The sequence below is a fragment of the Serratia quinivorans genome, assembly GCF_052113645.1.
GTDB classification, from domain to species: Bacteria; Pseudomonadota; Gammaproteobacteria; order Enterobacterales; family Enterobacteriaceae; genus Serratia; species Serratia quinivorans_B.
On record NZ_JBIEIU010000002.1, the window covers coordinates 156,831 to 170,649 of the forward strand.

General features: G+C 53.3%; 15 protein-coding genes and 1 other RNA gene. 8 read left to right on the forward strand and 8 right to left on the reverse strand.

What is annotated here, in order from left to right; all coding sequences use genetic code 11:
• Nucleotides 1–252 precede the first annotated feature (252 nt).
• Together glnK and amtB are read left to right on the forward strand one after the other, a co-directional pair.
• Nucleotides 253–591 carry a P-II family nitrogen regulator gene (gene glnK / locus ACGS9J_RS06000; RefSeq protein ID WP_012005549.1) on the forward strand — a complete coding sequence of 113 codons (339 nt, stop codon included), beginning with the start codon at nucleotides 253–255 and terminating at the stop codon, nucleotides 589–591.
• Between the two features lie 36 nt (nucleotides 592–627).
• On the forward strand, nucleotides 628–1,914 hold the full coding sequence (amtB, locus tag ACGS9J_RS06005) for an ammonium transporter AmtB (RefSeq protein ID WP_261090352.1): 1,287 nt from the start codon (nucleotides 628–630) through the stop codon (nucleotides 1,912–1,914).
• A 94-nt stretch (nucleotides 1,915–2,008) separates the two neighbouring features.
• On the opposite strand, the gene tesB is transcribed toward amtB, so the two are convergent.
• On the reverse strand, nucleotides 2,009–2,872 hold the full coding sequence (tesB, locus tag ACGS9J_RS06010) for an acyl-CoA thioesterase II (RefSeq protein ID WP_442230103.1): 864 nt from the start codon (nucleotides 2,870–2,872) through the stop codon (nucleotides 2,009–2,011).
• Nucleotides 2,873–3,102: 230 nt separating this feature from the next.
• On the opposite strand from tesB, the gene ACGS9J_RS06015 reads away from it, so the two are divergent.
• On the forward strand, nucleotides 3,103–3,594 hold the full coding sequence (locus tag ACGS9J_RS06015; RefSeq protein ID WP_442230104.1) for a YbaY family lipoprotein: 492 nt from the start codon (nucleotides 3,103–3,105) through the stop codon (nucleotides 3,592–3,594).
• Nucleotides 3,595–3,659: 65 nt separating this feature from the next.
• Here the strand turns inward: ACGS9J_RS06015 and ACGS9J_RS06020 are convergent, their stop codons facing one another.
• Entirely contained in the window at nucleotides 3,660–3,974 is a 315-nt protein-coding gene (locus ACGS9J_RS06020; RefSeq protein WP_442230105.1) for an MGMT family protein, read from the reverse strand.
• A gap of 157 nt (nucleotides 3,975–4,131) precedes the next feature.
• Here ACGS9J_RS06020 and ffs point away from each other — a divergent pair.
• Nucleotides 4,132–4,228: signal recognition particle sRNA small type (gene ffs, locus ACGS9J_RS06025), an RNA gene on the forward strand.
• A 160-nt stretch (nucleotides 4,229–4,388) separates the two neighbouring features.
• On the opposite strand, the gene ACGS9J_RS06030 is transcribed toward ffs, so the two are convergent.
• The 3 genes from ACGS9J_RS06030 to ACGS9J_RS06040 all read right to left on the reverse strand — a co-directional run bounded on the left by ACGS9J_RS06030 (nucleotide 4,389) and on the right by ACGS9J_RS06040 (nucleotide 9,492).
• Nucleotides 4,389–6,044, reverse strand: a complete 1,656-nt coding sequence (locus tag ACGS9J_RS06030) for a hypothetical protein (protein WP_442230106.1) — start codon at nucleotides 6,042–6,044, stop codon at nucleotides 4,389–4,391.
• Between the two features lie 276 nt (nucleotides 6,045–6,320).
• Nucleotides 6,321–7,664, reverse strand: a complete 1,344-nt coding sequence (locus ACGS9J_RS06035; protein ID WP_442230107.1) for an NCS2 family permease — start codon at nucleotides 7,662–7,664, stop codon at nucleotides 6,321–6,323.
• A 40-nt stretch (nucleotides 7,665–7,704) separates the two neighbouring features.
• The gene (locus ACGS9J_RS06040; RefSeq protein WP_442230108.1) at nucleotides 7,705–9,492 is read right to left on the reverse strand and encodes an adenine deaminase; all 1,788 of its coding nucleotides are present in this window, start codon (nucleotides 9,490–9,492) and stop codon (nucleotides 7,705–7,707) included.
• 138 nt (nucleotides 9,493–9,630) lie between these two features.
• Here ACGS9J_RS06040 and ACGS9J_RS06045 point away from each other — a divergent pair, with 138 nt between their 5' ends.
• A complete protein-coding gene (locus ACGS9J_RS06045) occupies nucleotides 9,631–10,563 on the forward strand; it encodes a LysR family transcriptional regulator (protein WP_442230109.1) in 933 nt (310 codons plus the stop codon).
• A 77-nt stretch (nucleotides 10,564–10,640) separates the two neighbouring features.
• Here ACGS9J_RS06045 and ACGS9J_RS06050 read toward each other — a convergent pair whose 3' ends face one another.
• The 3 genes from ACGS9J_RS06050 to ACGS9J_RS06060 form a co-directional block, all read right to left on the reverse strand.
• Nucleotides 10,641–10,844, reverse strand: a complete 204-nt coding sequence (locus ACGS9J_RS06050) for an HHA domain-containing protein (RefSeq protein WP_044548719.1) — start codon at nucleotides 10,842–10,844, stop codon at nucleotides 10,641–10,643.
• Between the two features lie 55 nt (nucleotides 10,845–10,899).
• Complete coding sequence (gene tomB / locus ACGS9J_RS06055; RefSeq protein WP_004940312.1) at nucleotides 10,900–11,268, reverse strand: Hha toxicity modulator TomB; 369 nt, start codon at nucleotides 11,266–11,268, stop codon at nucleotides 10,900–10,902.
• A gap of 162 nt (nucleotides 11,269–11,430) precedes the next feature.
• Nucleotides 11,431–11,784, reverse strand: coding sequence for a hypothetical protein (locus tag ACGS9J_RS06060; RefSeq protein WP_442230110.1), 354 nt, complete (start codon nucleotides 11,782–11,784; stop codon nucleotides 11,431–11,433).
• Nucleotides 11,785–12,049: 265 nt separating this feature from the next.
• Here ACGS9J_RS06060 and ACGS9J_RS06065 point away from each other — a divergent pair, with 265 nt between their 5' ends.
• The 3 genes from ACGS9J_RS06065 to ACGS9J_RS06075 are packed head-to-tail and all read left to right on the forward strand — an operon-like array spanning nucleotide 12,050 to nucleotide 13,798.
• Nucleotides 12,050–12,235, forward strand: coding sequence for a hypothetical protein (locus ACGS9J_RS06065; protein ID WP_442230111.1), 186 nt, complete (start codon nucleotides 12,050–12,052; stop codon nucleotides 12,233–12,235).
• Nucleotides 12,232–12,954 (forward strand): metal ABC transporter ATP-binding protein, encoded by a 723-nt coding sequence (locus ACGS9J_RS06070; RefSeq protein ID WP_442230112.1) that lies wholly within the window; start codon nucleotides 12,232–12,234, stop codon nucleotides 12,952–12,954. Before ACGS9J_RS06065 ends, ACGS9J_RS06070 begins: the two co-directional genes overlap by 4 nt.
• Nucleotides 12,944–13,798, forward strand: coding sequence for a metal ABC transporter permease (locus ACGS9J_RS06075; protein ID WP_442230113.1), 855 nt, complete (start codon nucleotides 12,944–12,946; stop codon nucleotides 13,796–13,798). The genes ACGS9J_RS06070 and ACGS9J_RS06075 overlap by 11 nt, the downstream gene beginning before the upstream one ends.
• The last annotated feature ends 21 nt before the right edge of the window (nucleotides 13,799–13,819 follow it).

Here is a 13,819-nt window from a genome sequence, read left to right on the forward strand (position 1 = left end):
CACCACAAACAGGCACAGATCCGTTTTAAATCCCTTTCACTGCACTTTTTCGACGCGCCACGCACCAAAATAGTGCGCAATATTTAATCAATTCCTCATGCGGTAGCACACCGTCGGCCGATCGTCACAGGCCACATCCCCTTCCTGCCGGGTAATTTGCTGAATTAGCGTACAAAACCATTTGTGGCATAGCCTTTGCTTTATAAGACCTGTACCAGGGGTGAGTTTGGGCTTAATTCGTGGAGGGGCAATATGAAGCTGGTGACCGTGGTGATTAAACCATTCAAGCTGGAGGACGTGCGTGAAGCCCTATCCTCTGTAGGTATTCAGGGGCTGACCGTAAGCGAAGTAAAAGGCTTTGGTCGCCAGAAGGGACATGCTGAGCTCTATCGCGGAGCCGAATACAGCGTCAACTTCTTGCCTAAAGTAAAAATCGATATCGCCATCGCCGACGATCAATTGGATGAAGTGGTTGATGTAATTAGTAAAGCGGCCTACACCGGCAAAATCGGTGACGGCAAAATTTTCGTTGCCGAATTGCAACGTGTCATTCGCATTCGCACCGGCGAAACAGACGAAGCAGCACTGTAATCACAGGCTCAGTAAAGTAATGGGGATGGATTGATAATGAAAAAACTTTTATCCATGTTGGGCCTGAGTACGGTAACCATGGTTCCTTCTTTGGCCCTGGCCGCTCCGGCGGTCGCAGACAAGGCTGACAACGCCTTCATGATGATTTGCACCGCTTTGGTGCTGTTTATGACCTTACCGGGTGTCGCTTTGTTTTACGGTGGTTTGCTGCGTTCCAAAAACGTGCTCTCCATGTTGACCCAGGTCACCGTCACCTTTGCACTGGTGTGCGTGCTGTGGGTGCTTTATGGCTACAGCCTGGCTTTCAGCGAAGGCAATGCGTTCTTCGGCGGTTTCCAGACGGCGATGCTGAAAGGCATTGGCATCGACAGCGTCACCGGAACCTTTAGCCAGATGATCCACGTGGCGTTCCAGTGCTCGTTCGCTTGTATCACCGTCGCGCTGGTGGTGGGGGGCTTTGCTGAGCGTATCCGCTTCTCGGCGGTGGTGATTTTCGCGGCTATCTGGTTCACCATCTCTTATTTACCTATTGCCCACATGGTGTGGGGCGGCGGCTTCCTGGCGGCTGATGGCGCGTTGGACTTTGCCGGCGGCACCGTGGTGCACATCAACGCGGCAAGTGCCGGTCTGATCGGCGCCTACCTGCTGGGCAAGCGTGCCGGTTTCGGCAAGGAAGCTTTCAAACCGCATAACCTGCCGATGGTGTTTACCGGCGCTTCCATTCTGTACATCGGTTGGTTCGGCTTTAACGCCGGGTCTGCCAGCGCGGCTAACGGTATTGCAGCCCTGGCGTTCCTGAACACCGTGGTGGCTACCGCAGGCGCTATCCTCTCCTGGACCTTTGCCGAGTGGATTGTGCGCGGGAAACCTTCACTGTTGGGCGCCTGTTCAGGCATGATCGCCGGGCTGGTGGCCATCACGCCGGCGGCGGGTACCGTGGGCGTGGGCGGGGCGTTGATTATCGGTCTGATCGGAGGCATTGCCGGTCTGTGGGGCGTGGTCACGCTGAAAAAATGGCTGAAAGTGGACGATACCTGTGATGTGTTCGGCGTGCATGGCGTGTGCGGCATCGTGGGTTGCCTGCTGACCGGCGTGTTCACCTCGGCATCACTGGGCGGCACCGGATACGCAGAAGGCGTGACCATGGGCCATCAGGTGTGGATCCAGTTGTTGAGTGTCGTGATCACTCTGGTCTGGTCGGGTGTGGCTGCCTTCATCGCCTTCAAAGTGGCGGGTGCCATCGTTGGTCTGCGCGTACCGGAAGAGCAGGAGCGCGAGGGGCTGGACGTCAACAGCCATGGCGAAAGTGCCTATAACCAATAAGCCTCAAAGCAGGGCAGTGCGCTAAATAATTCAAAAAATAATGATGATGCAAATAAGGGCGATGGAGACATCGCCCTTATTATTGGATTGGGATTTAGGCTTCGTGCTGGCGGATTACGCCTTCCTGTACCGTGGTGGCGACCAGCACGCCGTCACGGGTATAAAATTGTCCGCGCACAAACCCGCGAGCGCCGGAAGCGGAGGTGCTTTCCACCACGTACAGCAGCCAGTCATCCATGCGGAATGGGCGGTGGAACCACATTGAGTGGTCGATTGTCGCCACCTGCATGCCCGGCTCCAGGAAACCTACGCCATGCGGCTGCAACGCCGTCGGCAGGAAGTTGAAGTCAGACGCGTAGCCCAGCAGATATTGGTGGATGCGCTGATCGTCCGGCATCGCACCGTTGGCGCGGAACCAGATGTAGCGGTGCGGTTCTTCCACACTGCCTTTCAACGGGTTGTGGAATTTGACCGGGCGCATCTCAATCGGTTTCTGGCCGATAAACTTCTCGCGCACCTTCTCCGGCAGCATGTGCGACAGCTTTTGGGCAATGTCCGACTCGGATATCAACCCTTCCGGCGGCGGCACATCCGGCATGGTGTTCTGATGCTCAAAGCCTTCTTCCGGGCTTTGGAAAGAAGCGGTCATATAGAAAATCGGCTTGCCGTGCTGAATGGCGCTAACGCGGCGGGCGCTGAAACTGTTGCCGTCGCGCAAGATTTCCACGTCGTAAATAATCGGCTTACTGCTGTCGCCCGGACGCAGGAAATAGCTGTGGAACGAGTGTACGCTGCGTTCCGCCGGTACCGTTTGTTTGGCGGCATATAACGCTTGACCGACCACCTGACCGCCGAAGACCTGGCGTAGCCCCAGATCTTCGCTTTGGCCGCGGAACAGCCCTTCTTCAATTTTCTCCAGATCCAACAGATCGAGGAGGTTTTGCAGTGCCTGGCTCATAAAGTTACTACCCTTATAATAATCATTTTGCTCAGTGTGCGGAATATCACGGTAAGACGTCAATATGTTGCGTTAAGGCGCAGGGGAAATTGGCTGAATACTGAGCGTTATTAGGAGCGTAAGTGATTAATAGGCAGCGTTAAATGGATTTTTCAGTGTTTTGTGCTAAGTTTAATGGGTGGGGTGGTGGAAGCCACCAACATATTGATAATAAAAAAGGAGACCGATCCATGAAACTCTGGCAAATCGTAGGTGGAGCAGCAGCATTAACCCTCACCCTGGCGGGCTGTGCCCAAAAGAGTGCAGATGTGCCTACTCCAACGGCAGCAAATCCGGCGATTGCGCAAACGCAGATTCAGGGCCCGGCGGTGACTGGTTCGGTTAACATTCGCCAGCGCATTGCGCTGCCACCGGATGCGGTACTGACCGTCACGCTCTCTGATGCCTCACTGGCAGATGCGCCGTCTAAAGTGATCGCCCAACGTGCGGTTCGCACCGAAGGCCAACAGGCGCCGTTTAACTTTGTCCTGCCGTACAATCCCGCTGATATTCAGCCAAATGCGCGCATTATCCTGAGCGCAGCGATCACGGTAAATGGGCAGATGATCTTTATTACCGACACTATCCAGGAAGTGGTGAATCGTAACGGCACCCGTGCCGATCTGCTGATGGTTCCGGTACAGGGGATCCCGGTTCAGGCAACGCCAACGGCAATGCCGTAATCCAGCCATCCTGAAGCAGTAAGCTATTAACAGCCTTTGCGCTCCGGCCAAAGGCTGTTTTTTTGTTACCAGCGCCAGCCGTAAACCAGCAGATCCACCGTACTGTGCGCGCCGAAGATGATCCCTTCACTGAGCAAGGCTTGCCGTTGACGTTGGAAGTCCTCTCCCTGCTGCGAAATTTGTCCGTGCCGATTAATCACCCGATGCCAGGGCAGGCTGCTGCCTTCCGGCAGGCGCCTTAACACGCCGCCGACCTGACGCGCAGCGCGCGGTGAACCGGCCAGCCGCGCCACCTCGCCATAGGTCGTCACTTTGCCATAGGGAATGGCGGCTACCACGTGGAACACGCGCTGGCTGAATGAGGCGTCTTCTGGTTCCATTTCTGTGTTCCTGCTGCAGCGAAATCCAAAGATCAAAGTGTGCCACAGCCGAGGTGGGTAAGAAAACAGCGGTTGGTCCCGGTTGGCTTGCTATTTGGCTGGTCATCACCGATAATGCCCACCGCTTCGCAGTCATAGAAGCCGTCAATGGGGGCCCTGTTGGTTCTCCCGCAACACTAACTTGTGAACTCGGTCAGATCCGGAAGGAAGCAGCCGCAGCAGGTGACGTGTGTGCCGGGATGTAGCTGGCAGGGCCTCCACCAATTTCAGCGCCCTCTTTTATCTATCTGACCCGTCCTATGTCGCAGTATTTACTGGCGAGTAGCGAACAGCTTGAGCTTCGGAAAGCAAGCAGGCCAAAGGCACTTACCTTTAAACCTGTTGCTTTGGTTTGTAGCAACCCGCAGTTACCTGTTATACCGCTATGGCACCAAATCCTTTCCAGATGCCAGGAGAACCTGCGGTGATACAAATCCAGCCTATAAATGCTCCAGCCGTTGGCGTTGTATTATATCTGATATCGCCAATGCGATAGGTGCCGGAGGCGGGAGCGCTGACACCGATAGATTGTTTTCTCGTGGGTTGGACGTAGTAAGGGTCTACGCTGCTTTGCAGCAATGCCCCTGTATGTTTTATTGGATTGAATACTCCACCGCCAGAACCAAAAGATGCATCACCAACGATGTAACCACCAAAGATGAAAATATTTCTTGCCGCACTATTAAAATTCATACTTGCAGCGAAATGGCAGGAGTTAAAATAAACACCAACATTGCCATTAGATGAACTGGAGCCTGTAACCTGTCCCCGGAACTCACAGTTATCGAAATAAGTAATGTTATCGGGGTAACTGATGGTTATATCCTTAGTGAAAATGCAACTATCGAATCGTTTAAATGAGCTGGTTGCTAATGCAGATAAGCTGGAAATATTTATACGGTGGAAGAAAACTCTACCATTACTTCCTGATGCCATGGATAAATCAATCCCAGGTGTGCACCTGACATTATACATATATAATTCACAGTGACCGATACTGATAACTCGATATTCAGCAATGCCTCCATCATTAAATGTATAAGCCCCTTCGCTTCCTTGGAAGAAGGTTCCGCCATTGGTATTGGAAGTGTCAACGTTAGCATTATATTCAATATGGCAGGAGTTAAACTCGCAACAAATTCCGCCGATAGTACTAAGGACCGGACAAACCCAGTTATCTTCAAACTGACAGTGATTAAAACGCAGGAAATTAGCCCTGTCGTTACCGTAAGTACTTCTAATCATTATAGGATTTCTTAGTGTTTTTGATGTATCGAAACTGTCGACAGGATTTTTCCTGTCTCCGGAGCTTGAACCGCTCTCCCAAACATCAACTGCATCGAAAACGCTGTCTTGGCATTTATCTATGAATAATGCGCAACCATTGAATTTCTCAATGGTGAGATTGCGATATGTTGCCCTGTATTGTGCCTGGAGATAAAGCCCGTCACCTAAGTAAGCAGGATTGCCTAATAAGCTGAAATTTTCCAGAATGATACCGGCATAACCTTGTTCGGAACCGTCCCATATTGGGTTGTTTTTTGAGGGGAAATTTAACAATGCCTGATTTTCATTGTTAGATCCTCTCATGTCAGAAAAGACGCTTCTGTCTTTTGCTCCATGCCCTATCAGATGAATGCCGCTGTTATTTTGAAAATAAACGGGGCTCATTAATCGCATCGGATTAGCATGCGATGCCTGTGGAAGAATAACCGTTCTCTTTCGTGCACTGGAGGCAATTCGTTGCAGCGCGGGTGAACAATCTGGCAAACTAGGATCCAGACCAAACCATGATGCATACCACTCTCTTTTTTGCGACTCGACTCTTTTCCATCTTTTTCCCGTTGCAGTCACGACAATGGTGCCTGCATCGTCAGGTGTTGTGGTATCTGCTTGATCATAATAGAATTCACCACCACCAAAAAGTGCTGTGGTATAGTTATAATAAGAAGACAGAAAAACACGCTGTGCGTCCAGTGTTGGTTCCAGGATCCTTAATTCGTCCATGCTGGACAGGTTTTTTTGTGTCATACATACCTCAGGGTTCTAATCGAATTTATTTTTTCACTGAGGAAGTAGATGTGTTATCCCCAGCGCTGGATTTTCATCTGGGGTATTCTCTCCCCATAATTAGAAAACTAATGAATAAGGTCTTGTTCGTCTAATTTTCAGTGTTGTGTGATAGCGTGATAAACAGAATTATTGTAGATGGAGGGAGAGGAAGTAGAACGATGAATATATTTTATGTGGGGATGGCTTTCTTATTTAAGCAGTGTACTGATACAGCATCAGCACACCGCTTTCACATCAGTGCCTGACCAAAGTGGCAAAATAGTACGCCAGTGGGATGGCCAGCAGATACAGGCCGACGGGGACCTCACGCCATTTACCGGCAATCACCTTGATGATGATATAGAACAGCAGCCCGCCGGCGATGCCGGTACCGAAGCTGTTGGCAATCAGGGTGATCATCACCATCATCAGCACCGGCAGGCCGTCGGTGAAGTTCGCCAAATCGACTTTGCGCAACCCGCTGAACATGTTCAGACCGATCAGGATCAGCGCCGGTGCGGTAGCCTCTTTCGGGATCATCAAGGCAATGGGCGTAAACAGCAGCATCAGCAGGAACATAATGGCGGCCGCCAGTGCCGTGAGGCCGGTCTTGCCACCCGCCTCGGCGGCGGCCGAGGATTCGATCAGGGCGGTGGCGGCTGGAATACCGACCCAGGGCCCGAGTGCGGCGGCGATAGAATCCACCATAAAGGGACGGTTGATGTGCGGCATATTGCCGTGCTCGTCCAGTAACCCGGCTTCACCACCGACGGCGAGCGTGGTGCCCATGGTGGAGAAAAACTCCGAGGCGAAGAACACAAACAGGTACGGCAGGAAGGCAATATTCAATGCGCCAATCATATCGACGTGGCCGAGCACTGGAGCCAATGAGTGTGGCATTGCCATCAGACTGGCGGGCAGGTGCGTGACGCCGAATGGAATACCCACCAGAGTCGCGACCAGGATCGCCCACAAAATCGCGCCCGGGATGCGTCGAGCCTGCAAGGCAATGGCCAGAAACAGACCGCACAGGGCGATCAATGCACCGGGAGCGGTAAAGTCACCCAGCATCAGCGCATTGGATTTGGCGTTGGCCAGCACCAGCCCGGCATTGCGGAAACCCAGCACCGCTACAAATAACCCGATAGAGGCCGTCAGTCCCAGTTTGATGGACTGCGGCACCGAACGGGTAACCACCTCACGCAGCCCCAGGCGGGTCAACGCGAAAAACAAAATGCCGGACCAGCAGGCGATACCCAGGCCAATTTGCCACCCGATACCCTCGCTGCCCGCCAGCGTCACGCCGACCAACACCGAACCGCCGATGCCCGGTCCGACGATAAACGGCAGGTTGCCGTAAAACGCCATGAGCAAGGTGCCGATCACAAACACCAAAATGGTGCCGGTGGTCACTGCGCCCTTATCCATACCGCCGACGGCCAGTAATCCGGGGATCACCACCAACAAATAGGCTGCCGCCAGAAAGCCGGTGATACCGGCCAGGCATTCGGTTTTGACATTACTTTGCCGCTCGTGCAGTTGAAAACGCCGTTGCAGCCAGCCCCCTGGTGTTGGAGCATTTACTGAATTCTCAGCCATATAAACAATCTCCGTTGCTATCTCATTATTATGATTATTTTTATGCCGGGGTTTCCCAGCAGGCGATCAGCGGATCGACAATTTGGCGCGTGGTGCCGTCGGTCAGGCCGAGATCGGTCAGGTGCGGCCCGGCGTTACACGCCAGGCAGGTGCCCTCAATCGCCTTGAAAACCCGGTAAGGCGGTTCCCAGTCGGCAATTTGTGCGCTCAGATCGCGCAGTTTCTTAAACTGTTGCGCCAGCTCGGTGGCAGGCAGGTCAGAAAGCATACCGGCAATCGGCATCGCCACCTTGGCCAGAATCTCCCCGTTTTGGCTTAGGGCCATGCCGCCACCACAAGCGATCAGGGCATTGGCAGCCAGCGCCATGTCGGCGGCATCACGGCCCAACACCACCAGATTGTGCGAGTCATGTGAGTAACTGGTGGCAATAGCGCCGCGCAGTTCACCCCAGCCTTCCAGCAGCGCCAGTTGTGGTGTGGCCTGATGCCGACCATGGCGGTGTTGTACCCAGATTAGGCTAAAGCCGTCCGGGAGCTGAACCGCACCGTCACGCACTTCAACGGTTGTTTCGTTCCACTGGGTGAAACGCGCGCCTTTAATGTGGCGCAGAGTGGCTCTGCCGTGGCGGATTGTCGAGACCTTTAAAACGAAATCCCCGGCAGTCAGGGGGGGAAGCCGCAGGGTATCGCGCGGCACCGTCACATTGGGATCGGCACTGAGTGGCGCCAGTATTTTCCCGTGTTGCGCCATCAGTTTTCCTGCGACGTAGACCCGCTGCGCACTCAGTTGAGTGAGTGAGTCAAAGACCACCAGATCGGCGATGCGGCCCGCAGCAATCAGCCCGAGATCGTTGCGTTGCAAGCGAATGGCCGCATTGAGCGTTGCCATCCGCAATACCTCAGTGCCTGACATCCCCTGTTCGATCAACATATTGAGTAATGCCACAATGCCGCCTTTTTCCAGCAGCGTATCCGGCGGGACATCGTCGGTGCAGACGGTGATTTGCGAGGACAGGTGCGGCAACGTTTTCAGGGCCGCGACGATCTCCGGCAACAGATAGGGGTGGGATCCTCTGATCTCCAGCGTCAGCCCGGCGCGTAATTTCTCCAGCGCGTCGGCACCTGAGGTCAGCTCATGATCAGACGTCACGCCCGCCGCCAGATAGGCCTGCAGCTGAGCGCCATTCAGTCCGCGAGCATGGCCTTCGATCAATTTGCCGCTGTTCAACCCGGCGTTGAGGATATCCAGCATGCGTTCGCTACCGTTCAACACGCCGTGCATGTCCATCACTTCGGCGACGCCGCCGACTTCCGGCCAGGCCAGCATGGTTTCCATTTCCTGGCCGCCAAAATCAGCGCCGGACATTTCCAGTCCCGGCGTGGAAGGAACGCTTGAGGGTGCCGCACAGATCACCCGGAGCGGCAGACCGCGGCTGGCGTCGACTGCGTAGCGCACGCCTTCAACGCCGAGCACGTTGGCCAGTTCGTGCGGATCCCAGAAAATGGTGGTGGTGCCTTGGGCGACGACGATTTCGGCGTAGCGTTCCGGCGGCAGGTGCGAGCTTTCAACGTGTACGTGGGTATCGATCAGCCCAGGACTCAGATAAGCACCGGCCAAATCCTGTGTCTGCAAGGCTTCGGTCATGGTGCCGCAGGGATGAACGCTGGCAATCAGCGCACCGACGATGCCGACATCGGCGCCACGGATTTCGCCGGTGGCCATATCAATCAGCGCGGCGTTGGTCAGCAGTAAATCAAAAGGAAGTTGGCCTAATGCGGCCTTCACCGCGCGTCGGCGTTCGCTCGCGCTGATGCAATGAGTGGTCATGGTAATTACCCGGCATGATGACAGGGTTGTTACTCTAGGGGGGCGGGCAGGCTTTGCACAGATGATTTAATTTATTGCCTGATAAGAAACGTTTATGCTGTCGCAAACGTTTACCTTGTTAGCGGACGGAAACCTGACATGTCTGAACCCTGGCGCCGGTTGCCCGCGCTATCTCTAAAGCAGATCCAATATTTCGTGACTCTGGCGCGGCTACGGCATTTTACCGATACCGCGAACCGTCTGGCGATCAGTCAACCGGCACTCAGCAGCGCGCTGCGGCAGATAGAGCAGGTGCTGGGCGGCAAGTTGGTGAACCGTACCGCTGCTGCGGTGACCTTGACCGAGCAGGGCGCGGCAATTTTGCCGCATGCCGAACGGTTGCTGAATGTGGCGCAGGCGTCTTTCGACGATATGCAGCGGATTATGTTGGCGGGGGGAGACGGTACCTTGCGCATTGGTTTGGTGCCCTCGGTCAGCAGGCTGTTATTTCCGGCCGTGCCGCAGTTGCTGGCGGCGAACTTTCCACGGTTGCGCGTGGAATTTCACGATCAAACCAATGATTCGCTGTTATTGCAATTAGAGAACGGCCTGATTGATTTTGGCATTGGGGCACTCGACAGTTCAGTACCGGAGTCGCTGGAGATATATCCCCTGCAGGAAGATCCCTTTGTGGTGGTCATGCGTCGTGACGATCCGCTGGCTGAATCACACCATCTGCCGTGGCGGCAATTGGCCCGGCGCGATATAGCCGTGTTTTCCAAGGGGAACATCAGTCGGTTGGTATTGGCGCTGGCGGAAAGCCACCGTCTGAATTTAACCGCACGCTATCAGGTGGATTTTCTGGAGACGTTATACGGTTTGGTGCGTTCGGAATTAGCGGTCGCTATTTTACCGCAGCTTTACACCGCCCATTTGAACGACGATGAATTAACCGTGGTTCAACTGCAGCAACCGATGTTAAGCCGCACCGTGGCGTTAATGCGCAGCGCACATCGAAATCACCCGGCATTAATTGAGGATTGTTTCCAATTGTTATTACAGGATTTTCAACAGCGGATGAAAGTACAGTAAGTCAATGAGATAAATACGAGAATTCGTTTAACATTGAGGCCGACGAATGTATCGGCTCAACGCATCTTCAGCCTGGATTAACGTACGAATTTCCAAACGGCCGTTGGGATTTTATCGTACAGCTTATTCATGGTGAGTTCGGCCAGACGGTGGTCGGCTGCAGAGTAAAACAACTCCAGCTCGTCATCCGAAAGCTCGTACTTATTTTTTTCAATAACGCGTTCAAGAGTGTCAATCGTGGTGCATTTACGTAAACGCATCAGATAATCAATTTTAGTCATGATAACCTTTGGTGTAATAAACCGCAGAATAGAATAAATTAGGGATAATTATCCCCTAAGTTTTCATTGTCGTACAGATGTCCTCTCCTGAGAACATTCTGAATAATCGCGCCTTGGTCTTTTGCCAACGACGCAGATCGGAATCATTGATACCGTAACTGCTGAACAGCGTGTAGGTATCATCGAGGTATTCCTCGACCAACTCCGATAAATCACTTTCGTCCATGTATTTAATTTTATAACTCATCACAAACGAAGCAATATGTTCAATCAGCTCATTAAGCTGGAGGTTGACGGAAGAGGTTGGGTCGTTCACCCAACCGTGGTGGCTGTCACCCAGCGTGGCTATGCCTTCGTCATACAAATTTTCGCACAAGAATTTCAGCTGAGCAATATCGTGCCTTTTAGGCGAATACTCATCCATATCATCCCCTCCGTAAGTCTTAATTTCGGTGTTGATAACACTCTGTGAGTAAGCTGATTTACATCATGGACAGAGGTAGCTTAATGATGGTGATAAAATAAACTTCCCATATAATGAATATAAATCATTTCTCCGCGTCTGGCCTGCTGTTATTACGTAAACTTACAATTCATCTGCGGTAGATGGGCGGGAGTTATCGATGATGTCAAAGATTAACCCCGACGCGGCCACGCTAAAAGTGACACTCTCTCTGATGTATTCCTCGGCGCTGATATCCAGACAGGCGTTGAAAATTGTCCATTTATAGCGGTAACTCATTGAATACAGGCTGTCGCTCAAGGCATGAATATCAAGTATTTCTAATGAACCTTCAGTATAGCGCGCATTTTCTGAATAAAAACTCAGGCCGCTGGTCAATGCCGGCACCAACTCTGACATTTTATCGTTAATCACTTTCTTTAGTTTTTTAACAGAAAGTGCTTCTGCCATTGTGTTGTAGCTAAGAGTTACCTGCATTTAATGCCTGACCGTATAGCGATCCTATCTATTAATCTTACTCCTTTTTCATCACTCCGTCGGTAAACTTTTCGTTAACCGGAAGCTTTTTTACAGTATCTCAACGTTGTTTACCGGTTAATAACCCTGACGTTTCTCAGTATATGCTGCCAAAAGGCTTTCCGGCGTTCGAAAATCAACGATGGCCAACGCTGATGCCGCTTTATTGTTACGTTCAGTTGCATTAATCCCCCCAGCAGGCGCTTGAGTTACAGAGAAGGTTGTGATGTTATATTATAACAATAAAATCTCTTTTCGTTTGGCCATGAAACTGACATCCACAACACAAGATGGCGCTGCGCCGTCATTGAGTTCATTGTTCACCGCTTCAGCAGGGCTGCGTTGCGGTATTGCCGCTTTGCTGCTGGCCTTGCTTTGGCTGGGGATCCACTGGGCGGTAGCCCTGCCATGATAACCCTGCAAAAAGCCGTAGTCGGCTATGGCGGCGCACCGTTGTTTCCCCCGCTTAGCGGGCATTTCGCCGTGGGATCGCTGACCGCCGTAGTCGGCGTTAACGGTGCCGGTAAATCCACGCTGCTGAAAATATTGGCCGGGCTCTTGCCGCTGCAGGAAGGGAGTCTGCGTTTTAGCGGCAATAAATTACCGCGTATGGCTTATTTACCCCAGCAGGCGGAGTTGGATCGTCAGTTCCCGATCGTGGTGAGCGATTTGGTGGCTATGGGAAGCTGGCCATTGAGCGGCATGTTCGGTGGGCTGAATAAACGCGCTGCGCGACAGATTGCCGAGGCACTGGATACGGTGAATATGGCCTCGATGGCACGCAGCCCCGTCGGCGAACTTTCCGGGGGGCAACTCCAGCGAGTCTTGTTCGCCCGGTTGTTGGTACAGCAGGCGCCGCTTATTTTGCTGGATGAACCTTTCACCGGCATCGACAGCGCCACCATTCAGTTGTTGTTGCAGGTGATCGGTCGTTTGCATCAACAAAAAAAGACGGTGATTGCGGTGCTGCACGATATGTCGATGGTGGCGAATCATTTTCCCCAGGCGTTATTGCTGACCCCGGAGTGTTGCCACTGGGGCGCTGCCGATTGCGTGTTGGAACACATTCCCGCGTTGAATATTGCCAGTGCGCCGCTGTGTAGCAGAGGAGGGCGTAGCGATGTTGCTTGAGGCATTGATCGATCCTTTTGCTTCCTTCGGTTTTATGCGGCGTGCACTGGTGGCCTGTTTTGCCTTGTCGATCAGCGCCGCGCCGTTGGGCGTTTTTCTGTTGTTGCGGCGTATGAGCCTGGTTGGCGATGCGCTGTCTCATGCGGTACTGCCTGGTGCCGCAATAGGGTATTTGATTTCCGGCATGTCGCTGGTGGCGATGGGCGTGGGCGGTTTTATCGCCGGGCTTGCCGTGGCTATGCTCTCAGGCTTGGTCAGCCGCCGAACGCCGCTGAAAGAGGATGCCAGTTTCGCCGGTTTCTATCTGGGTTCGCTGGCATTGGGGGTCACGCTGGTTTCGCTGCGCGGCTCCAGTGTCGATTTGCTGCATGTGTTGTTCGGCTCGATCCTCGCGGTGGATACCCATGCCATTTTTATGGTCGGGGCGATAGCCAGCTTTTCGCTGTTGGCGCTGGCGGCGCTGTACCGCGCTCTGGTGATTGAATCCTTCGACGCGACTTTTTTACGCGTTAGCGCACCGCGCTGGCTGGCACTGATCCACGGGCTGTTCCTGGCGCTGGTGGTGATCAATTTGGTCGCAGGTTTCCAGATCCTCGGCACCTTGATGTCGGTGGGGCTAATGATGCTGCCCGCCGCCAGCGCGCGTTTTTGGGCGAGCAATCTGCCACATACACTGGCAGTGGCAATGGGGATTGGCATGCTTTCGAGCCTGATCGGCCTGGAATGGTCGTATTACGCATCATTGCCTGCCGGCCCGGCGATTGTGCTCAGTGCCAGCGTGATCTTTTTTGGATCGATTCTGTTTGGGACGCGCGGGGGGATCTACTCCCTCGCGCGCCGTTGAGAAGTGCCATGTGCAAGGAGA

Coding starts and splice junctions, on each gene's coding strand:
- glnK (WP_012005549.1), top strand. CDS start 253: ATGAAGCTGGTGACCGTGGTGATTAAACCATTCAAGCTGGAGGACGTG.
- amtB (WP_261090352.1), top strand. CDS start 628: ATGAAAAAACTTTTATCCATGTTGGGCCTGAGTACGGTAACCATGGTT.
- tesB (WP_442230103.1), bottom strand. CDS start 2,872: ATGAGCCAGGCACTGCAAAACCTCCTCGATCTGTTGGATCTGGAGAAA.
- ACGS9J_RS06015 (WP_442230104.1), top strand. CDS start 3,103: ATGAAACTCTGGCAAATCGTAGGTGGAGCAGCAGCATTAACCCTCACC.
- ACGS9J_RS06020 (WP_442230105.1), bottom strand. CDS start 3,974: ATGGAACCAGAAGACGCCTCATTCAGCCAGCGCGTGTTCCACGTGGTA.
- ACGS9J_RS06030 (WP_442230106.1), bottom strand. CDS start 6,044: ATGACACAAAAAAACCTGTCCAGCATGGACGAATTAAGGATCCTGGAA.
- ACGS9J_RS06035 (WP_442230107.1), bottom strand. CDS start 7,664: ATGGCTGAGAATTCAGTAAATGCTCCAACACCAGGGGGCTGGCTGCAA.
- ACGS9J_RS06040 (WP_442230108.1), bottom strand. CDS start 9,492: ATGACCACTCATTGCATCAGCGCGAGCGAACGCCGACGCGCGGTGAAG.
- ACGS9J_RS06045 (WP_442230109.1), top strand. CDS start 9,631: ATGTCTGAACCCTGGCGCCGGTTGCCCGCGCTATCTCTAAAGCAGATC.
- ACGS9J_RS06050 (WP_044548719.1), bottom strand. CDS start 10,844: ATGACTAAAATTGATTATCTGATGCGTTTACGTAAATGCACCACGATT.
- tomB (WP_004940312.1), bottom strand. CDS start 11,268: ATGGATGAGTATTCGCCTAAAAGGCACGATATTGCTCAGCTGAAATTC.
- ACGS9J_RS06060 (WP_442230110.1), bottom strand. CDS start 11,784: ATGCAGGTAACTCTTAGCTACAACACAATGGCAGAAGCACTTTCTGTT.
- ACGS9J_RS06065 (WP_442230111.1), top strand. CDS start 12,050: ATGTTATATTATAACAATAAAATCTCTTTTCGTTTGGCCATGAAACTG.
- ACGS9J_RS06070 (WP_442230112.1), top strand. CDS start 12,232: ATGATAACCCTGCAAAAAGCCGTAGTCGGCTATGGCGGCGCACCGTTG.
- ACGS9J_RS06075 (WP_442230113.1), top strand. CDS start 12,944: ATGTTGCTTGAGGCATTGATCGATCCTTTTGCTTCCTTCGGTTTTATG.